This window comes from Streptomyces luteoverticillatus (assembly GCF_003970715.1).
In the GTDB taxonomy this organism is placed as follows: Bacteria; Actinomycetota; Actinomycetes; order Streptomycetales; family Streptomycetaceae; genus Streptomyces; species Streptomyces abikoensis.
This window is the reverse complement of record NZ_CP034587.1, coordinates 450004-469569: the sequence shown is the minus strand read 5'-3', so window position 1 is coordinate 469569 and position 19566 is coordinate 450004. Positions and strand designations below refer to the sequence as shown.

General features: G+C 73.4%; 18 protein-coding genes. 12 read left to right on the top strand and 6 right to left on the bottom strand.

Going from position 1 to position 19566, the window contains the following annotated elements; all coding sequences use genetic code 11:
- The first annotated feature begins 39 nt into the window (after positions 1 to 39).
- Complete coding sequence (locus tag EKH77_RS02160; protein WP_126912740.1) at positions 40 to 669, top strand: DUF4956 domain-containing protein; 630 nt, start codon at positions 40 to 42, stop codon at positions 667 to 669.
- Complete coding sequence (locus EKH77_RS02155; RefSeq protein ID WP_126912739.1) at positions 666 to 1508, top strand: polyphosphate polymerase domain-containing protein; 843 nt, start codon at positions 666 to 668, stop codon at positions 1506 to 1508. Before EKH77_RS02160 ends, EKH77_RS02155 begins: the two co-directional genes overlap by 4 nt.
- Here EKH77_RS02155 and EKH77_RS02150 read toward each other — a convergent pair.
- Positions 1475 to 1903, bottom strand: a complete 429-nt coding sequence (locus EKH77_RS02150) for a hypothetical protein (RefSeq protein WP_126912738.1) — start codon at positions 1901 to 1903, stop codon at positions 1475 to 1477. The genes EKH77_RS02155 and EKH77_RS02150 overlap by 34 nt on opposite strands.
- A gap of 165 nt (positions 1904 to 2068) precedes the next feature.
- On the opposite strand from EKH77_RS02150, the gene EKH77_RS02145 reads away from it, so the two are divergent.
- Positions 2069 to 3496 carry an NAD(P)/FAD-dependent oxidoreductase gene (locus EKH77_RS02145; RefSeq protein WP_240667179.1) on the top strand — a complete coding sequence of 476 codons (1428 nt, stop codon included), beginning with the start codon at positions 2069 to 2071 and terminating at the stop codon, positions 3494 to 3496.
- A gap of 80 nt (positions 3497 to 3576) precedes the next feature.
- On the opposite strand, the gene EKH77_RS02140 is transcribed toward EKH77_RS02145, so the two are convergent.
- Entirely contained in the window at positions 3577 to 5208 is a 1632-nt protein-coding gene (locus EKH77_RS02140) for an ABC transporter permease (RefSeq protein WP_126912737.1), read from the bottom strand.
- Positions 5205 to 6131, bottom strand: coding sequence for an ABC transporter ATP-binding protein (locus EKH77_RS02135; RefSeq protein ID WP_126912736.1), 927 nt, complete (start codon positions 6129 to 6131; stop codon positions 5205 to 5207). Before EKH77_RS02135 ends, EKH77_RS02140 begins: the two co-directional genes overlap by 4 nt.
- Positions 6132 to 6237: 106 nt before the next feature.
- On the opposite strand from EKH77_RS02135, the gene EKH77_RS02130 reads away from it, so the two are divergent.
- Both EKH77_RS02130 and EKH77_RS02125 read left to right on the top strand, forming a co-directional pair.
- On the top strand, positions 6238 to 6765 hold the full coding sequence (locus tag EKH77_RS02130; RefSeq protein ID WP_126912735.1) for a GbsR/MarR family transcriptional regulator: 528 nt from the start codon (positions 6238 to 6240) through the stop codon (positions 6763 to 6765).
- Between the two features lie 127 nt (positions 6766 to 6892).
- Positions 6893 to 8173, top strand: a complete 1281-nt coding sequence (locus EKH77_RS02125) for a globin domain-containing protein (protein WP_430980969.1) — start codon at positions 6893 to 6895, stop codon at positions 8171 to 8173.
- Here EKH77_RS02125 and EKH77_RS02120 read toward each other — a convergent pair.
- Complete coding sequence (locus tag EKH77_RS02120) at positions 8119 to 8808, bottom strand: CBS domain-containing protein (RefSeq protein WP_126912734.1); 690 nt, start codon at positions 8806 to 8808, stop codon at positions 8119 to 8121. The two genes, EKH77_RS02125 and EKH77_RS02120, sit on opposite strands and share 55 nt — an antisense overlap.
- 244 nt (positions 8809 to 9052) lie before the next feature.
- Here EKH77_RS02120 and EKH77_RS02115 point away from each other — a divergent pair, with 244 nt between their 5' ends.
- The 3 genes from EKH77_RS02115 to EKH77_RS02105 all read left to right on the top strand — a co-directional run bounded on the left by EKH77_RS02115 (position 9053) and on the right by EKH77_RS02105 (position 12364).
- Positions 9053 to 10549 (top strand): M28 family metallopeptidase, encoded by a 1497-nt coding sequence (locus EKH77_RS02115; protein ID WP_126912733.1) that lies wholly within the window; start codon positions 9053 to 9055, stop codon positions 10547 to 10549.
- A 167-nt stretch (positions 10550 to 10716) separates the two neighbouring features.
- The gene (locus tag EKH77_RS02110) at positions 10717 to 11187 is read left to right on the top strand and encodes a VOC family protein (RefSeq protein WP_126912732.1); all 471 of its coding nucleotides are present in this window, start codon (positions 10717 to 10719) and stop codon (positions 11185 to 11187) included.
- Positions 11188 to 11497: 310 nt separating this feature from the next.
- A complete protein-coding gene (locus EKH77_RS02105) occupies positions 11498 to 12364 on the top strand; it encodes an isocitrate lyase/PEP mutase family protein (protein ID WP_206279795.1) in 867 nt (288 codons plus the stop codon).
- A gap of 89 nt (positions 12365 to 12453) precedes the next feature.
- Here the strand turns inward: EKH77_RS02105 and EKH77_RS02100 are convergent, their stop codons facing one another.
- Both EKH77_RS02100 and EKH77_RS02095 read right to left on the bottom strand, forming a co-directional pair.
- Positions 12454 to 13686 carry a styrene monooxygenase/indole monooxygenase family protein gene (locus EKH77_RS02100; protein WP_126912730.1) on the bottom strand — a complete coding sequence of 411 codons (1233 nt, stop codon included), beginning with the start codon at positions 13684 to 13686 and terminating at the stop codon, positions 12454 to 12456.
- A gap of 158 nt (positions 13687 to 13844) precedes the next feature.
- A complete protein-coding gene (locus tag EKH77_RS02095) occupies positions 13845 to 15404 on the bottom strand; it encodes a trypsin-like peptidase domain-containing protein (protein ID WP_164737696.1) in 1560 nt (519 codons plus the stop codon).
- 385 nt (positions 15405 to 15789) lie between these two features.
- Between EKH77_RS02095 and EKH77_RS02090 the strand changes: the two genes are divergently transcribed.
- The 4 genes from EKH77_RS02090 to EKH77_RS02075 all read left to right on the top strand — a co-directional run bounded on the left by EKH77_RS02090 (position 15790) and on the right by EKH77_RS02075 (position 19544).
- Entirely contained in the window at positions 15790 to 16308 is a 519-nt protein-coding gene (locus EKH77_RS02090; protein ID WP_126912728.1) for an RNA polymerase sigma factor, read from the top strand.
- Positions 16305 to 17009, top strand: a complete 705-nt coding sequence (locus EKH77_RS02085) for a hypothetical protein (RefSeq protein WP_126912727.1) — start codon at positions 16305 to 16307, stop codon at positions 17007 to 17009. Before EKH77_RS02090 ends, EKH77_RS02085 begins: the two co-directional genes overlap by 4 nt.
- Before the next feature lie 96 nt (positions 17010 to 17105).
- Positions 17106 to 17648 carry a DUF1707 and FHA domain-containing protein gene (locus tag EKH77_RS02080; RefSeq protein ID WP_126912726.1) on the top strand — a complete coding sequence of 181 codons (543 nt, stop codon included), beginning with the start codon at positions 17106 to 17108 and terminating at the stop codon, positions 17646 to 17648.
- 90 nt (positions 17649 to 17738) lie between these two features.
- Positions 17739 to 19544: a hydroxysqualene dehydroxylase gene (locus EKH77_RS02075; protein ID WP_126912725.1), complete on the top strand. Its 1806-nt coding sequence runs from the start codon at positions 17739 to 17741 to the stop codon at positions 19542 to 19544.
- Positions 19545 to 19566 lie beyond the last annotated feature (22 nt).

Sequence of the window (19566 nt, the reverse complement as noted above, 5' to 3'; positions counted from 1 at the left end):
TCTGAGCTCTCCCTCCCGATCACCCAGGAGCGCCGACCCATGGACTCGTCACGGCACCTCGTCGCCCATCTCGGGCTCGACCTCGCCGCCATATGCCTGCTGACGTTCGCGATCTACTACCCCCGGCACCGCCGCCGCGACCTCGTACCGGCCTATCTCGCCCTGAACGTCGCCCTGTTCACCGTCGTCGCCGCCCTCGCCCAGGTGGGCGGCGACGGCGGGGCGGCGCTCGGCTTCGGCCTCTTCGGAGTGCTCTCGATCATCAGGCTCCGCTCCGACGCCGTCCAGCACGAGGAAGTCGCCTACTACTTCACCACGCTGGTCCTCGGCCTGCTGTGCGGGCTGCCGCACCTCCCGTTCACCGCGGCGGCCGGCCTGAGCACGGTCCTGCTCCTCGTCGTCTACGCCGCCGACCACCCCCGGCTGTTCGCCCGCTCCCGCCGCACGGTCGTCACCCTCGACACCGTCCACGCCGACCCCGCCGCCCTCCGCGCCGACCTCGCCCGCAGACTCGGCGAACCCTCCCACTGGACGGTCATGGAAGTGGACTACGTCCGCGACCTGATGGTCGTCGACGTCCGCTACCGCGAACCCGCCCCGGGCGCCGCCCACCAGGCCGGAAAGTCCCGGACCGCGCACCGCGCCGCGCCCGCGTGGGAGACCGTATGACCACCACACCGGCGCCACCGCTCCCCGCGGCCGTCCGCGCCGTCGGCGAGGCGGCCGGCGCCGCCGCGCCGATCTCCCTGGCCGAGGTCAACGCGCGGGCGGAGCTCATGGCCCGCTTCGACCGCAGCTACCTCGTCCCCGCCGACGTCTTCCTGGCGATGGCCCGACGGCTCACCGACCCCCGCCGCCCCGGCGGCCCCTTCCGCGCCCTCACCATCGACGGGCGGCGGGCCTTCCGGTACCACTCGGTGTACTACGACACCCCGGAGCTCCGCTCCTTCCACGACCACCGGCAGGGCCGCCGCCTCCGCTTCAAGATCCGCGAACGCGTCTACCAGGACAGCGGCGAGCGGCAGTTCGAGATCAAGCTCAAGGGCGGGCGCGGCGACACCGTCAAACACCGCCGCCCCCTCACCGGCGAGGACACCCCGCTCGACCCGCCCTTCCGGGCCTTCCTCGCGGACACCCTGCGCGACGCCTACGGCATCGACTCGCCCCCGGTGCTGCGGCCGTCCCTCACCACGGACTACGTCCGCACCACTTTCGTGGCCGACGGCGAGCGCGTCACCTGTGACGTCGGGCTGGTCTGCGACGACCTGCGGGCGGGGCGGAGCGTGCGCTGCGCGCCCGGCCTCGTCCTGGTGGAGACCAAGACGGCCGGTCATCTGACGGAGGCGGACCGGCTGTTGCACGACAGCGGCGTACGCCCGGCGGTCTTCACTAAGTACTGCGGGGCGTACGCGGCCCTGCGGCCGGGCCTCCCCGGCAACCGCTGGCGCCGCGCGGCCCGGCACGCCTTCGGGGCTCAGTGCCCTCCGCCGGGCCCCGCGAGGAGCTGACCCACCACCGGCAGGTGCGTCAACTGGTGCTGGAGCGGCCCCACGAGCGGCTGAAGCGGGCCCCCGAGCGAGTTACCCGCGTTGCTCACCGGCACGGACGGGGCCGGAGCCGCTTGCGGCGCTGCCTGGGGCGCGGACTGAGGCGCCGCCTGCGGACCGGACTGAGGCGCCGCCTGAGGTGCGGACTGCGGGGCGTCCTCCCGCATCCGGTCCATGGCGGCGGCCTGCTCCTTCTTGACGAGCGCCCCCGGATTCGGGAGGTCCGCCGCCGCCTGGAAGGACAGCGTCTCGGGCAGCTGCTCGGCGCTCGGGGGCGCCGCCGACGCCTCCGCCGGTGCGACCACGGCGAACGACAGGGCGGCCAGCAGCGGGGTGACGGTGTGACGCAGACGCATGAGAGCCTCTCTCGGTACCGGAACGACGTACACCACGAAAACGAACCAAAGCCCCTCAAGTCACTGTGGCGCGGCCGAACGCACCGGGTCACACCCAACGGGCCCTGCCGGTACGGTGATCGCAGCATTTTCCGGTTCGGACGACGGAACGAATGGGGTGTCGACGTGACAGCAGAGGGCGCCGAAGGCGGACCGCGCGCGAGTGAGGACGAGGACCGGGCCCGGCGGCACGCCGTCGTCATCGGTGGCGGCCTCGCGGGCCTCCTCGCCGCGCACGTACTCACCGCCCACGCCGACAAGGTGACGCTCGTCGAGCGCGACCGCTTCCCGGAGGGCCCGGACAACCGCTCCGGCATCCCCCAGGACAAGCACACCCACGTCATGCTGGAGGGCGGCCAGGGCGCCCTGGAGAAACTGCTGCCCGGCATCGTGGGCGAGCTGCTCGACGAGGGCTCGCCGCGCGTGGCGATGCCCACCGACGTCCTGCAGTGGCAGGTGGGCCACTGGTACCGCCGGACCCGCCCCACCACCCATGTCCTCACCGGCTCCCGGCCCCTGACCGACTGGGTCGTGCGCCGCCGCGTCCTCGGGCCCGGATCCCGTATCGAGACCGTAGAGGGCGCCGAGGTCACCGGCCTGCTCGGCGACGCCACCCGAGTCCGCGGCGTCCGCCTGCGCGAGCGCGGCCTGCCCGCCGCCGCCACTGCGGGCACCACCCTGGAGGCCGACATCGTCGTCGACGCCTCCGGCCGCTCCTCCCGCGCCCCCTCCTGGCTGGCCGCCCTGGGCGCCGAACCACCCCACGAGGAGGTCCTCGAGACCGGCCTCGCCTACGCCACCCGCTTCTACCGCACCCCCGCCGGCCTGACGGACCCGGGCTTCCGGGGCGTCTACATCATCCCCAACCCCGACCAGCGCTACGGCGGCATCCTGATGCCCCTGGACGGCGACCGCTGGTCCGTGATCCTCTCCGGCCTGCGGGGCAACGAACCGCCCACCGACGACGAGGGCTTCCTCGACTTCGCCTCGAAGCTCCCGCACCCCGTCCTCCACGACTGGCTGCTCAAGGCCGAGCCCCTCACCCCCATCCACGGCTTCCGCAAGACCGGCAACGTCCGCCGCCGCTACGACGGCCCCGGCCGCCGCCCGGCCGGCTTCCTCGCGACGGGCGAGGCCCTGTGCGCCTTCAACCCGGTCTACGGCCAGGGCATGTCGGTCGCCGCGCTCTGCGCCGTCGCCCTGCGCGACGCCCTCACCGACCCGCGCCGCACCCCCACGACCGGCCGGGTGCAGCGAGCCCTCCTCGACGCCGCCCGGCAGGCGTGGGACATCTCCTCCGGCGCGGACAAGAACGTGCCCGGCGCGACCGGCAACATCCCCCGGGGCCGACCGGTCGACCGGCCCGGGGACTGGTACCTCGCCCGCGTCCAGCGGCGGGCCACCGGTGACCCCGTCGTGGGCGAGGCCTTTCGCCGGGTGCTCTCCCTGACCGCCCCGGTGACGTCCCTCTTCGCACCACCGGTGGCGAAGGCGGTCCTCTTCGGCCCGGACCCGCAGTCCCCGGTGGAACCGCAGCTGGTGGCGGAGGGCTGATTTCAGCCTGTCCGGGGTTGGAGGACCGGGGTCCGGGGCGGAGCCCCGGGAAACGGTGAAAGGGCGGGACTGGGGCACCCTCACCCCATGTCCCGCCGCCGGAAAGCGGCCAAGCCCACGGCCGTGAGCACGGCGGCAAGCCCAAGCAGCCAGAAAAACGGCCCCGCCGAAACCCCCGCCCCCGGCAACCTCGGCAGGTGCCCGAACGGCGAAAGGTCCATCACCCACCCCGGCAGCCGAAGCGCCGGCCCCAGCCAGCCGATGGCCAGGCAGCCCCCGGCGAGCCCCCACGCCGCCACCGCCCACCGGGGCAGCGCCCCGAAGAGCAGGACGGCCACCGAGGCCAGCACCCACGCCGCCGGCGACTGGGCGAGCGCCGCGCCGAGCACCGGCGGCAGTCGCCCCCCGACGTCCCCGGCCGAGACGCCGTACGCCAGGCCCATGCCCAGGCCGCCGGCGAGCAGGACGACCGCCGTGCCCAGCCCGGCGAAGGCCAGGTGCCCGGCCGCCCACCGCGTCCGGCCGGTCGCTCCGGCCAGGACGGGCTCGGCGCGCCCGCTCGTCTCCTCCGCGCGCAGCCGCAGCACGCAGCCCACCGAGTAGAGCGCGGCGACCATGCCGAGCAGGCCCGTCAGGGCGGCCAGCAGGGAGTCAGCGAGGCCCTCCCGGCCGCCCATCCGCTCGATGATCTCGCGCGTGCCCTCGTTGTCGCCGACGAGACCGGCGGCGCCCTCGATCAGGGAGCCGAACACGGTGCCCGCGACGGCGAAGCCCACCGTCCAGCCCAGCAGCGTGCCGCGCTGGAGCCGCCACGCCAGTCCGGTCGCGCCGGTGAGGTGGCGTGGCGCCGTCGCGGCGCCCGGGCGTCCGGCCAGCAGGCCCGCGCCGATGTCGCGGCGCCCGGCCAGGGCGAAGGCGGCCGCCGCGGCGAGGCCCGCCGCCGCGTAGGGCAGGGCGAGGACCCACCAGCGTTCGCCCGCGAAGGCCCGGGTCTGCTCGGCCCAGCCGACGGGGGAGACCCAGACCAGCGGCGAGGAGGCGCCGGCGCTCGCCGCGTCACCGGCCGCGCGCAGCAGGAAGGCGAGGCCCACCGTCGCGCCCGCGAGGCCCCGCGCCGCCCGGGCGGTGTCGGTGAGCTGGGCCGTGACGGCGGCGACGCCCGCGAAGCACAGGCCCGTACCGGCGACGGCCAGGCCCAGGGCGGCCGCGCCGCCGGCCGGCAGCCCGGCGCGGGCCAGCCCGGCGGTGACGAGGACGGCGACCAGGCCGTCGGCGGCCAGGGCCGTCAGCAGCGCGGCGGTCAGCGGGGCCCGGCGGCCGACGACCGCGGCGGACAGCAGTTCCTGACGGCCGGTCTCCTCCTCCTCGCGGGTGTGCCGCACCACGATCACCAGGCTCATGATCCCGGCGAGGACGCCGCCGAGGACGGCCATGCGCCAGGCGACCAGACCGCCGGTGGAGTCGCCGAACACCGGCCCGTACAGCGCGCGGACCGAGGCGTTCGCGTTGGTGGAGCGGGCCACTCCGGCCCGGTCGGCGGGCGTGGCGTACAGCGACTCGAAGGCGCTCGCGACGCCGGCGACGGTGAGGGACAGGGTTACGGCCCACACCGGCAGCAGCACCCGGTCGCGGCGCAGCGCGAGGCGGGTCAGGGTGCCCGTGCCGGCCAGCCGGGGCGAGGCCGGCCGGGACGAGGCGGCGGAGGCGCTCACGTGGTCACCGTCCGGGCGGGGGCGTCCTGCTGGTAGTGGCGGAGGAACAGCTCCTCCAGGGTGGGCGGCACGCTGGTCAGGCTGCGGACGCCGGACTCGCTCAACTGGCGGAGGACCGGCCCCAGTCGGTCGGTGTCCACCTGGAGCCGCACCTGCTTCCCCCCGCCCCCGTGGAGCTCTCGGACGGTGAGGTCGTGGACGCCGGGCAGGCGCGCCAGCCCGTTGGGCGCGCCGGTGAGTTCGGCGGTCACCGAGGTCCTGGTGAGGTGGCGGAGCTCGGCGAGGGAGCCGGTCTCCACGGTCGTCCCCTCGCGGATGATGCTGACCCGGTCGCACAGGGCCTCGACCTCGCCGAGGACGTGGCTGGAGAGCAGCACGGTGCGGCCGCGCTCGCGCTCCTCGGCCACGCAGGCGCGGAAGACCTCTTCCATCAGCGGGTCGAGGCCGGAGGTCGGCTCGTCGAGGACGAGCAGGTCGACGTCGGAGGCGAAGGCGGCGACCAGGGCGACCTTCTGCCGGTTGCCCTTGGAGTAGGCGCGCCCCTTCTTCGTCGGGTCGAGGTCGAAGCGCTCCAGCAGTTCGGCGCGGCGGGCCCGGTCGGCGCCGCCGCGCAGCCGGACGAGCAGGTCGATGACCTCGCCGCCGGAGAGGTTGCGCCAGAGGGTGACGTCGCCGGGGACGTACGCCACGCGGCGGTGGAGCTCCACGGCGTCGTGCCAGGGGTCCTTGCCGAGCACGCGCGCGGAGCCGCCGTCGGCGCGCAGCAGTCCGAGGAGGACGCGGATGGTGGTGGACTTCCCCGCGCCGTTGGGGCCGAGGAATCCGTGCGTCTCACCGGCCTCGACGGTGAGATCGAGGCCGCTGAGCGCACGGGTCCGGCCGAAGGACTTCTCGAGGCCGGACACGTGGATCGCCTTCGTCATGCTTCCGAACGTACGCTTCCTTCAGAAATTTGTGAAGGTTGGAAAGAGTGTAAATTGGCCGATGAGATCGAACAGGCGGGATCGAACAGGGGAGAGGGCGAGGGCGATGACCGAGACGACCGGAGCGGGCGCCAACGGCCGGGAGCGGGACCGCGAACGCGACCAGGAAGCGGTCTCCCGTTTCGTCGAGCGCTTCGCCGCCGAGCTCACCGACGCGGGCATGCCGCGCATGGCCTCCCGGGTCTTCGCCGCGCTCCTCGCCTCCGACGCGGGCGTGATGACCTCGGCCGGCCTGGCCGAGGCTCTCCGGATCAGCCCGGCGGCGGTCTCGGGCGCCGTCCGCTACCTCACCCAGGTCGACATGATCGGCCGCGAACGGGAGCCGGGCACGCGCCGCGACCGCTACCGGCTCAACGCCGAGGTCTGGTTCCAGGCCCTCACCCGCCGCGACCAGCTGCTGATCCGCTGGGAGGGCGTCCTGCGCGACGGCGCGAAGACCCTGGGGGCCGACAGCCCGGCCGGTTCGCGGGTGGCGGAGACCGCCGAGTTCATCGAATTCCTGCAGAAGGAGTTCGAGGGCGTCCTGGACCGCTGGCGCGAGCACAGAGCCACCCTCGGTGAGGACCGGCCGTAGCCTCTACCTCCTCCCTCCGGGCCGCCGGAAGGGCCGAACGGCCCTGTCATCCCGGGCCGATCGGGTGCGTTCCCGCACTGCCATACTGCTTTGCGCTCGGAACGACGGAGTACAGGAGACCCAGCCCGTGAACACCCCCAAGGGCAACGACTATTACGCGTTGCTGGCCCGGCACGACGCGATGCGGTTGCGGCGGCAACTGCTCGCACCCGGTGGGCCGCCCGGCCCCGCCGACAGCGCCGGACCCGCGCAGGCCACCCCGTACTGCGACGAGACCGACCGGCGGCTGATCCTGGGTCATCTGGACCTGGTCACCCCGTTCGAGGAGCTCATCACGCCCCTGTACGAGGTGATGTTCCGCCGCCATCCCTATCTGCGCTCGATGTTCCCCGAGTCGATGGCGTTCCAGCGCGCCCATCTCGCCAAGATGTTCCAGTACTTGACCGACAACCTGGACCGGCCCGAGGACGTCGTCGCCACCTTCACCCGGCTGGGCCGCGACCACCGCAAACTCGGCGTCCGCCGCGCCCACTACGCGACGTTCGAGGACGCCCTGCGCGAGGCGCTGCGCCTGCGCGCGGGCCGGCGCTGGAGCGTGGAGCTGGAACGGGCCTGGCTGCGGATGCTGCGGTCCGCCGTCGACGCCATGGTCGCCGGGGCCGACGCCGCGCTCACCGAACCGCCCTACTGGCACGCCACGGTGGTCCGCCACGACCTGCGCCGCCCGGACCTGGCGGTGCTGCGCGTCCGCACCCACGAGCCCTACCCCTACCGCGCGGGCCAGTACGGCGCGCTGGAGTCGCCGTTACTTCCGCACGCCTGGCGGCAGTACTCGATGGCCTGCGCCCCGCGCGCCGACGGCATCGTCGAGTTCCACGTGCGGCGTACCGGCCCCGACGGGGTGAGCGAGGCCCTGGTCGACCGGACGCGCGCCGGCGACACCCTGCGGCTCGGCCCCGCCACCGGGACGATGACCCTCGGCGACGAACTCTCCCGCGATCTGCTGCTGGTCGCCGGCGGCAGCGGCCTCGCCCCCGTCAAGGCCCTCCTCGACGAGCTGACCTCCCGCCGCGCCGGCGGCCCGCGGGTCCAGCTCCTCCTCGCCGCCCGGGACCGCGGCGACCTCTACGACGGCGAGTGGCTCGCCGACTTCGAACGCCGCCGCCCCTGGCTGACCGTGCTGCCCGTCCTCGGCGACGCGCCCCCGCCCGGCGGCCGGTCCCCGCTCACCGACACCCTGGTGCGCCACGGCGCGTGGGCGGACCGCCTCGCCTACGTCAGCGGCCCGGCCGGGATGGTCGAGGCCACCGTGCGCGCGCTGCGCGAGCTCGGGGTGCCGGCCGCGCGGATCCATCACGACCCGCTGGGCTCGTCCCCCGTGTCGTCGGTCTCCGCCGCCAGCTGGTGATCCACGCTCACCACGCCGTCGACGCTCTGGCACAGCTGGACGACGACCGGCACCAGGCTGGCGCGCCGCACCGAGCCGCTGAGCCGCACCTGACCGTGGTTCACCTCGACGCCGACGGCTGACGGCGGCTGCCGCAGGGTGCGGACGAGGACGTCCTCGATGATCTCCTCGCGGATGGCCCGGTCGGTGCGGAGGAAGACCCGCAGCAGGTCACCCCGGCTGACCAGGCCCACCAGCCGGCCCGCGTCGTCCACCACCGGCAGCCGCTTGACGCGGTGTTCCTCCATGGTGCGGGCGGCCTCCACCACGCTCCAGTCCGGCCGGGCGCACACGGCCGGACTGGTCATCAGCCCCTCGGCGGTGGTCGCCTCGTGCTTGGCGCCCGTCCCGTTGCCGGCGCCCGGCGCGTTCGCCCGGGCGCCGGGCCCGTCATGGGGATCCGGCCGCCGGGATGCCTTCGCCAGCAGATCCGCCTCGGAGACCACCCCCACCGGCCGGTCCTCGGCGTCCACCACCGGGACGGCGGTGATGTCGTGCTCCTGCAGCACGTGCACGATCTCGGTGAACAGCGTGCCGCGCTGCACCCGGACGACCGAGCGGGTCATCAGATCGCCCACGGTTCTGTGCTGGAGCATGTACCGGTCCCTCATCCCTCGGTGATCCGCAGTGCTGCCCTCCCAGCCTCGCACATACGGGGACGTACCGGCGCCGCCCGGGTCGGGCATGACCGGCATGTGGCGATCTTGTATCGACCGCCCGGGACCCTTCCCCTGACCAGGGTTGACTCGATACCGTCCGGTCGGTTGTGATCGGCCGTCGATCGCGACGACCGCAGACCGGGCGGCCGCCATCGGGGCCGCCCGCACCGAAAGGACCTCCGTGCGCGCACACCTCCGCCGAAGAGCGATATCCGCTCTCGTCACCACCGTCGTCGCCACCCCCGTGCTGTTCGCCGCGGCGGCGCCCGCCGAGGCGCGGCCCGCCGGGCAGCACGAGAAGGCCGAACGGCTCGCCCGCAAGCTCGTCAAGAACTCCTCGGGCAAGAGCGCCTACCGCCACCTCCAGGCCCTCCAGAAGATCGCGGACGCCAACGGCGGCAACCGCGCCGCCGGCACCCCCGGCCATGTGGCCTCCACCGAGTACGTCTACCGCCTGCTGAAGAAGGCCGGTTACGACGTCTCGTACCAGGACTTCGACTTCTACGAGTCCAAGACGCTGCGCGAGAAGCTGGGCGTCGTCTCGCCCGAGCCCCGCGACATCCGCACGTTCGCCTACAAGTTCAGCAAGGCCACACCCGAGGGCGGCCTCGTCGCCCCGCTGGCCGCCGTCCGCGTCGACGAGACCCCGGGCTGCGGCCTGGACGACTACGCCGGCCAGGACTTCAAGGGCAAGATCGCGCTGGTCAAGCGCGGCAGCTGCGCCCTCCAGCAGAAGGAGGAGATCGCCGCCAAGGCGGGCGCCGCCGGCCTGATCCTCTACAACCACTCCGGCACCGAGCCGGTCCGGGGCACGGTCGGGACGCCGGACAAGGCCCACATCCCGGCCGCGGGCGTCTCCCTCGCCGACGGCGAGGCGCTGGCCGCGCAGGTCGCCAAGGGCGAGACCAAGGTCCGTCTCGACGTGGCCACCGAGGCGATCAAGCGCCCCACCCGCAATGTGATCGCCGAGACCAAGGGTGGCAGCGCCGACCACGTCGTGACGCTCGGCAGCCACCTCGACTCCGTGCCCGCCGGCCCCGGCATCAACGACAACGGCTCCGGCTCCGCCGGCCTGCTGGAGGTCGCGCTCAAGCTCGCCCAGCAGACCCGCGGCCACGGCCAGCAGCCCACCAACAAGGTGCGGTTCGCCTGGTGGTCCGGTGAGGAGCTCGGCCTCCTCGGCTCCGAGCACTACGTGGCCCAGCTGAGCGAGAAGCAGCGCAAGCAGATCGCGCTCTACCTCAACTTCGACATGATCGCCTCGCCGAACCCGGTGGAGTTCGTCTACGACGGCGACGACTCCGACCACACGGGCTCGGGCCCCGGCCCCAAGGGCTCGGCGCAGATCGAGAAGCTGATCAACGGCTACCTCGACCGCAAGGGCGCCCCGCACGAGGGCACCGACTTCGACGGCCGCTCCGACTACGGCCCGTTCATCGAGAAGGGCATCCCGGCGGGCGGCACCTTCACCGGCGCCGAGGGCATCAAGACCAAGGACCAGGCGGCCCGGTTCGGCGGCACGGCGGGCACCGCGTACGACCCCAACTACCACGGCGCGGGCGACACCCTCGCCAACATCGACCGCAAGGCGTTCGACCTCAACATCGGGGTCATCGCGCACGCGGTGGGCATCTACGCCCACGACCTGAGCTCGCTCGGCGAGCCCGCGGGGCACTGAGCCCCCAGGGACCGGGCGGCGCCATGGGCGCCGCCCGGTCCTGTCGTTTTCCCCCCGGACGCCGCCCGGGTCGCCCGGACAAAGCCACCCTCGTGGGCGATGATGCGGGTGGCGTCGACGCGGCCGGCGGCAGCGGGCCGCCCCGTGCGAGAAGTCGGGAGAACACCATGCAGAAGATCACGCCCTGTCTGTGGTTCGACGACCAGGCGCAGGAGGCGGCCGAGTTCTACACGTCCGTCGTCCCCGGCTCCCGGATCGTGGAGATCCGGCGCTACGGGGAGGCCGGTCCGCGGCCCGCCGGGATGGTGATGACCGTCGAGTTCGAGCTCGCCGGGCAGCGGTTCCTCGCGCTCAACGGCGGCCCCGACTTCACGTTCAACGAGGCGATCTCGCTGAGCGTGGACTGCGCGTCGCAGGAGGAGGTCGACGAGCTGTGGTCGGCACTCGGCGCCGGCGGGTCGGAGGGTCCCTGCGGCTGGCTCAAGGACAAGTACGGCGTGTCGTGGCAGATCGTACCGAGGGCCCTTCCCGAGCTGCTGGGCGATCCCGATCCGGTCAAGTCCCAGCGGGTCATGCGGGCGATGCTGGGCATGAAGAAAATCGACATCCAGGAGCTGGTGGACGCCTACGAGGGGTGAGGACGGCCCGGAGGGGCCGGGGTGGGGCGAGGGACGGGGCGGCGTGAAAGCGTCGCAGCGCGGTCGGTTTTACCTCGCCAATATTGTGCCATGACCAAAGCTTGACTAACGTCCTGTCGCGTCAGCGCACCTGCACTCGCATGGCAGACGCAGAAAACCCCGGGAGTCGTATCGCGCCTGACCGCGCGACAGCTCCCGGGGCTTCCCCGCTCTTCACTTTTCCTTCTCTGACGCCGACGGCATGACCGCGAGCTTTTCCGGGCAGCGGTCATCAGCACGCGTCGGCGCGACCAGTGTCCTGGAGGGTACCGTGAATCACCCCAACCGGCTACGTGCCGCCATCGCCGAGAACGGCACCACACCCCTCATCGGCGTCTTCGACATGTTCTCCGCCTCCGTCGCCGCCCAGCACTACGACGGCATGTTCGTCTCCGGATTCGGCTTCGCCGCCTCGCACTACGGTCTGCCGGACATAGGTTTCATCGCCTGGCCCGACATCGTCGCCTTCGTCCAGCGGATGCGCCTGGCGTTCCCCGCCCACCATCTGCTCGTCGACATCGACGACGGCTACGTCGACCCCGAGACCGCCTGCCACACCGTGCAGCACCTGGAGGCCATCGGCGCCTCGGGCGTGATCCTGGAGGACCAGAAGCGCCCGCGCCGCTGCGGCCACGTCGACGGCAAGCAGATCCTGCCCCTGACCGAGTATCTGGAGAAACTCGAACTCGTCCTGTCCGCCCGGCGCGACCTCGTCGTCGTCGCCCGGACCGACGCCACCGAGGAGGACGAGATCCTGCGCCGCGCCGAGGCGCTCGCCGCCAGCGACGCCGACGTGATCCTGGTCGACGGCGTGCGCAGCGTCGAGTGGATCCGCAAGGTACGCGGCGTCATCGGCTCCAAGCCCCTGCTGTTCAACCAGATCGCGGGCGGCAAGTCCCCCCGCCTCAGCCGGTCCGAACTGACCGAGCTGGGCGTGGACGTCGCGATCTACAGCACGCCCTGCCTGTTCGCCGCCCAGTCCGCGATGGACGAGGCGCTGCGCCGGCTGAAGGAGGACGACGGGCGGCTGCCCGAGACGACGCCGTCGAGCGTGGGCGTCGCCGAGTGCCTGGCCCTGCTGGAGAAGAACATCAGCCGGCACCACCGCGCGCCGGCCCCGGCGGTGGCCGGGAACTGATCCCGTACGGCGGCGGGCGTCGCCCCCGCCCACCGGTCCCCTCGGGCCGGCGGGCGGGGGCGCACGGCCGTTCCGAGGGGACCGGTTCGTCAGGGCCGCGCGCCGATCGCGTCCAGATAGGCGTCGGCCTCCGCCGGGTCGAGGAACCACCGGGCCCCGGAGGGGTCCGCGTACACCTCGGCGAAGCGGTCGGCGACCTCCTGGCGCACGGTCGCCGTCCCCAGCACCCGTGCCACGTGCGGGGGCAGCGGGCCGAGCATCGCGGTCGTGAAGGCCGTCGCGTGGCGGGCGTAGGCCCAGAACTCCTCGAAGGTCTCGCGCATCCAGGAGTCGTCGAAGGGCCGGTCGCCGCGCGCGAGGATCGCGCGCCGGTAGACGTCGGCGCAGCGGGCGGCGCTGTTGGAGCCCTGCCCGGTGACCGGGTCGTTGACGACGACGGTGTCGCCCATGCCCAGCACGGACACCTCGCCGTCGAGCCGGGCGACGGGGTGCCGGACGACGGGGTCGACCGCGCCGTAGAGGGTGGCCGTCGCGTCCGTCGGCTCCGCCTTCGCGCACAACTCGTATTCCCACGGCACGAATTCCCGCATCAGCGCCAGCGAGCGCTCGAGGTTGTCCCGCGGCCCGGGGCGGTCCTGCCAGCAGTCCAGCGGGCCGCCGGGGACCGCCTCCCACAGCAGGATGGTGCAGGGGCCGCTCGTCGTCAGGGCGGGCTGGAGGAGACCCTCGCCGACGCCGGGGATCATCAGGACGCGCACATGCGTCTCGGCCGGCTCCGGGGAAGCCTCCACGCCGCGGAGATAGAGGCATGCCAGGGTGCGCTGGGGGCGGTCGAAGGGGGAGCGCGCGGGGTCGCGCGGGAAGATGCCGGAGAGCGGGCCGCGTCCGGCCGCGACGATCGTCAGCTCGTGCCGGCGGGCCAGTTCGGCGAGCCCGGCCCGGTCCACCGAGCGGTATTCGACGCGGCCGCCCCGCCGCTCGAGCAGCTCCAGCCAGCCGGAGAGTTTCACCCGCTGGTCCACCGACCGCTGGGGGTGGGCGAGCCTGCCGGTGATGGCGGCGGCGACGGTGCCGGGCGGGTCGACCATGGTGGCCCGTATCGTGTGGACGGCGGGCACCTGGTCGTCCCACAGGTTCAGCCCGGCCTCGCGCTCGACGGCCTGCGCCGGCCCGAACATCGCCTGGGTGGACAGCACGTGCCCGTCCCGGATCTCCCCGGCCGTGCGGGCGGATATGAGTGTGACGTCGTAGGCGTGGGCCTGGAGCCCCAACGCCAGCTGTAATCCCGCCTGTCCCGCTCCTACGATGGCGATCCGCCGCATGAGACCCCCTCAGGTCCTCGGCCCGGCACGGGTGGTGGTGCCGGGCGACGCGTGGTGCCCGGCGGGCACCACGCGTCCCATCGTGCAGTGGCGCACCGCCGGGCAACAGAGGGCGACGGGCGCCACAGGCGGGCGCCACAGATGGGCGCCACAGTGGGTCAGGCGACGGTGAAGGGCGTCGGCGGGGTGGGGTTCTCGGCGTTGTCGTAGCCGATGACGCAGTAGGTCCAGGGGCCCTTGGCCGCCTCGAGGGTGGTGGGTACGCCCAGGAAGGGGCGGTAGCCCTCGGGGGCGGCGCAGTCGGTGCCGGCCTTCGGGCCGTACTTGACCTTGTAGGAGGTGATCTCCCAGGGCGCGTACACCGGGCGGACCCAGAAGCGCTTGCCGCCGTCCTCGCCCTCGAAGCTCCGGATGTCGACGGTCGGGGCGACGGTGGGCGGAGTGTCGTCCACGCGGGCCCAGGCGTACGACGGATGGGCGAAGGAGGCGGCCCAGCCGGGGCCGTGCGCGGTGCCGTCGGGCCCGCCCGCGACGCACAGGACGTGGAGGCCCTCGCGCGGCGGCAGCGGGTCCTTGTGGTCCACGCCCGCCGCCGTCAGCCGCTGGGGCCTGCCGTAGCCCTGGGGGCTGGTGCAGTCGGTGACGCCGAACAGTCCGCTCTTGAAGGCGACGTACGTGTGCCGGCCGGCCTTGTCGGGAGTGACGCGCGCGTCCCAGCGGGCCGGGCCCTGCGGCGTGTGCGACCGCGTGTGCTGCCCGGGCGATTCGACGGTCACCTGCTCGCCCCGGTCGAGCCGGCAGCCCGTCCGGTGCAGCCGCAGGCCGGTCCCGTCCAGGCAGGAGGCCACGGCATCGACGGGCGTGGCGTAGGCGGTGCCGTCCTTGGGGACGACCAGCCCGGCCGGGCCGCCCTCGCAGGGCCGGCCGAGGCCGCAGCCCAGATAGCCGGGCGTGGCCACGGTGTTGAGCAGTCCGACGAGCCGGGTCCCGTCGGCGGTGGTGACGGCACCGCCCGACGAGCCGCCGCTGATGCCGAGGCAGTCGGTACGGGTGAAGTCCCGCCACAGCCAGGAGGATTCGTGGAGGCTCACGGCGGCGGCCGTCGCCCGGCACGTGGACAGGCGCAGGAACCGCTTGTCCTCCTCGACCCCGTCGGTCGGCGCGTGGGCCGCCCGCAGCGGCGTCCCCGCCGCGACCGGGCGGTCGGCGAGCGTCCGGGGCGTCACCTTCAGCGCGGCGAGCTCCCCGTAGGTGGCCGAGAGCTGGAGCAGCGAGACGTCGATGTCCTTCATGGTCGCGTAGACGACGCGTTCGACGGTGAACTTCCTGTGCTCGGCGGCGTTGTCGTGGAAGAACGCGGGGGTGAAGCTCCAGCCGTCGGGCGCGGGCTGGTCGACGACGACGTCATTGGTCCGCATCGAGTCGTCGGCGCAGTGCCCGTTGCTGAGGATCAGCGCCTTCCGCGCGGGATCGGGCTTCCCCGTGGCGTGGACGACGGTCGCCGTGCACGTCGTACCGCCGCCCCCGACGAGCCGGCCCGAGGCCCGGAACCGGAGGCCGTCGGCCGACCCGGCGTCGATCAGCGGCGCGTCGTGGTCGCGTGGTGCCGGCCCGTCGGTGGCGTGGGCCGGGCCCGCCCAGAGCGTTCCGGCGGTGATGAGAGCGGCCGCGCTCGCGGCCAGCAGACGTATTCGGGCGGGGGGAACGACGTCCCTCACGGCAATCTCCTTGATCGTCGACCGCTGACGGGCCGACTGTGGCAGAGCCTCCGGCGGGCGGGCGACGGTGCGAGTCCGCTTTCGGCCAGGCGCGGAGAGTTCAACGGAGAGTTCAAGCGGAGGGCGATGTTCCGTAAGACTTTACGATCGCTCGATGCACAAACGCGCCGCCCCGAACGCCATTACTTGCGGAGGGGGTGGAGCGAAGGCGTCCCCTCCCGGGCGCGGTGACACCGGGGCGTGGACAGGCCCCGCCCGGCTCATGACCATCCACAACCGGAGGGACCAGTACTTCCGTGATCCCACACGATGCAGGCGACGGGGCGACGGGCCGGCGGCGGGGAGGGAAACGGTGACGCTCTCCCGCCATGCGGGTACGTTTCCCATGACCGAACTGCCTGCCGATTATCGTGCGTTCCACCAGCTCTACCGCCCCCGCTACATGCAGTGGGCCGAGCTCTACCTCGGCAATCGCCACGACGCCGAGGAAGCCGTCGACCAGGCCTTCGAGGACCTCTGCTTCACCTGGAGCGAGGTCCTGAGGACCGAGTCGCCGAACGCCTACGCCTGGTCCGTCGTCCGGCACCGCACGATCGACTGCGCCCGCGCCCGGGGCCGGCGCCCCACCGTCATCGACACCGCCGCCTTCGAGACCTCCGCGCTGCGGCACGCCGTCGACCCGATCGGCGAGCTCGAGGAGAGCCTGTCGGTCTACAAGGCCATCTGCGCCCTGCCCGAGCGCCAGCACGACGTCATCGTCCTGCACTACTGCCTCGGTTACAGCATCCGCGAGACCGCCGACATCATGGGCATCACCCAGGGCGGGGTACGGTCCACCGCCCGTTTCGCGAGACACCGTCTCCACGACGCCCTCGGACTGGAGAGAGAAGAGGAGCACCGGTGATCGGGTCCCTCGACCACGCCCTGGCCAAAGCCCGCCTCGAACCCCGGCCCTACACGATCGCCGACACCGACCAGGCCGAGGCCCGGCTGCGGGCCCGCCTGGCCGAGCGGATGTGGCACGGAGCGCTGTACTTCGACGACCAGATGGAGCCCGCCCGCGCGGCCGCCGTACGGTCCGCCGAGCGCAACTCGCTGCCGCACCGGGCCTTCCGGCGGCGGCTGCGGAGCCTGTGCGAGACGGTCGTCGCCCAGGACCTCCACAAGCTGGGGGCCTTCCTGGCCCACCGGATGCTGGAGCCCGACGGCGCCCTGGTCCTCGGCTGTGTGCTCCAGCTCGCCGACCGGGAGGACAGCGCCCGGTTCTGGTGGCAGTTCGCCGCCGGCGCGGACGCCGCCGGCGCCGCCTGCTGCCTCTACCTCCACCACATGGCCTTCGGCGAACGCAGGGAGGCGGAGCTGTGGCGCCGCCAGGCCGGGCTGGAGGCGCTCATCCCGCAGACCCCGGAGGACATCGACCGGGGCGATCTCAACGCCGCCCTCCAGATGCTCGACAGCCTCCGCGACGGGGAGCGCTTCTCGCCCGCCGCCAGCGCCGTCATCGCCTACGTCCCCGACGCCCTCGGCTTCGTCGAGGAGGTCGATCTGCCCCTGCCCCAGCCCGACTTCCCCGAACGCATCGGGGAACTCACGGCCACGGCCTGAGCGATGAGCACCCCGGAGGGACCGGCGGGGCGCCGGTCGCCTCCCGGGGGCGTGAGATATGGACAGGGAGCGCCTGCCGGACCGAGAATCACCCTTATGACCTCACCTGACTTCCGTACGCGCCTCACCCGGCCCTCCGAGGCCGAACGGAACCAGGCCCTGGTCCTCCTCCGGGACGGCGCCGGCGACGGCAGGCTCTCCCACGACACGTTCATGCGCCGGATGAACATCGTCCTGACCGCCCGCCACCGCGCCGAGATCGACCTCGCCATGGCCGACCTGCGCACCAACGGCCGCTTCTCGGACTTCCTCGTCCGCACCGTCACCCGCCTGGCGGGGCTGACGGGCCGGCTGCGCGGCGCCTGGCGCGGCGCCCGGCTGCCCGGGCTCAGGCTGCCCGAGCCGGGCGAGGAGACGCTGACCATCGGCCGCTCGCCCCTGTCCGGCCTGCGCTTCGACCACGACACGGTCTCCCGCCGCCACGCCGAGCTGCGCTACGTGGACAACCACTGGCGCCTGTCCGACCTGGGCTCGCGCAATGGCACGTACGTCAACGGGCTGCGCATAGCCGGCACCGTACGCGTCCACCCTGGGGATCAAGTGGCTTTCGGCAGTCTGCATTTCCGTTTGTCCGTCTGATCCCGCGCATCCCTCTTCGCTCCTTCGCGCGGGGAAGCGCGCCCCCTGCCCGCCCGGTGCCCCGGACGTCGTCCGGTCGTTGGCCCGGTCATGGGGAGACGGCAGGGGAACGAGCGTAACGAGCGCACGCGACGGGAATTCCTGGCGACGGCGGGCGGCGCCGGCGGCGCGGCCGCCCTGGCGTCCGCCGGGCGGGCCGGGGCCGCCGCCCGCCACGGCGGACCGGGCCGCGACGTCGCGGTGCTCGGCGGCGGCGTCGCCGGGCTCAGCGCCGCGCAGGAGCTCGCCGAACGCGGCTACCGCGTCACCGTGTACGAACGCAACACCGCGCTCGGCGGCAAGGCCCGCAGCATGGACGTCCCCGGCACGGCCCGGGACGGCCGGCGCCCGCTCCCGGGAGAACACGGCTTCCGCTTCTTCCCCGGCTTCTACCGCAACCTCCCCGACACCCTGCGCAGAATCCCGCTGCCGGACGGCCGGCACAGCGTCCACGACAACCTGGTGAACGCCACCGAGGAACTCTTCGCCCGCGCCGGCGGCCGCCCCGACCTCCGCATCCCCTTCCACACCCTCCTCGCCCCGCCCGACCTCGCCGCGCTGCTCCCCGACGCCCTGCCCGGCACCCTCGCGGGCGCCCTGGACACGGCCCTGCGCCTGCCACCCGGCGAGGTCCTCCACTTCACCCACCGCGTGCTCGTCCACCTCACCAGCTGCGACCAGCGCCGCTACGGACAGTGGGAACGGGTGCCCTGGTGGGACTTCATCGACGCGGCCCGCATGTCACAGGACTACCAGCGGCTCCTCGGCACCGGCGTCACCCGGAACGTCATCGCCACCAAGGCCGAGATCGCCAGCACCCGGACCGTCGCCCGGGTCTTCCAGGCCTTCCTCTACAACGGGCTCGGCCGGGGCGACGACGGGGAGCCGGACCGGGTGCTCAACGCCCCGACCAACGAGGCGTGGATCAACCCCTGGGCCGCCCACCTGCGCCGCCTCGGCGTCCGGTTCGCACTCGGCGCCGAGGTCGAGGAGGTGGTGTACCGCGGCGGCCGCGTCAGCCACATCCGGCTGCGCTCCCGGGAGCTCGGCGTACCCCGCGCCGCGAGCGCCGACCACTACGTCAGCGCGATGCCCGTCGAGCACGCCCGCGCCACCTGGGGCGGCGCCCTGCGGGCCGCAGAGCCCCGGCTGGCCCGCTGCGACCGGCTGCGCACCGACTGGATGGTCGGCGTGCAGTTCTACCTCCGCACCCGCACCCCCATCGTGCACGGTCACGTCAACCACGTGGACTCCCCGTGGGCGCTCACCACCATCAGCCAGGCGCAGTTCTGGCCCGGCCGTGACTTCCGCGCGGACTACGGCGACGGCCAGGTGGCCGACTGCCTGTCCGTGTGCGTCTCGCAATGGGACGCGCCCGGCGTCCTCTACGGCAAACCCGCGATCGCCTGCACCAAACAGGAGGTGATCCGTGAGGTGTGGGCCCAGCTGAAGGCCGGGCTGAACGACACGGGGCGGCGCGTGCTGTCCGACGACGACGTCCACTCCTGGTTCATGGACCCGGCGGTCACGGGGCTGGGCGGCCCGTCCCCGGCCAACCGCGAACAACTCCTCGTCCACCCCACGGGCACCTGGTACGACCGTCCCCCGAGCCGCACCGCCGTGCCCAACTTCTTCCTCGCCGGCGACTACGTCGCCACCGACATGGACCTCGCGACCATGGAGGGCGCCAACGAATCCGCCCGCCGCGCGGTCAACGCCCTGCTCGACGCGGACGGCTCCCCGGCCCCGCGCTGCCGCGTGTGGACCCTGTACCGGCCGCCCGAGCTGGAGCCCTTCCAGCGCCAGGACGAGGCCCGCTACCGCGCGGGCCGGCCGAACGTCTTCGACGTGCGCTGAGGTGCGGTGACGTGCCTGGTGC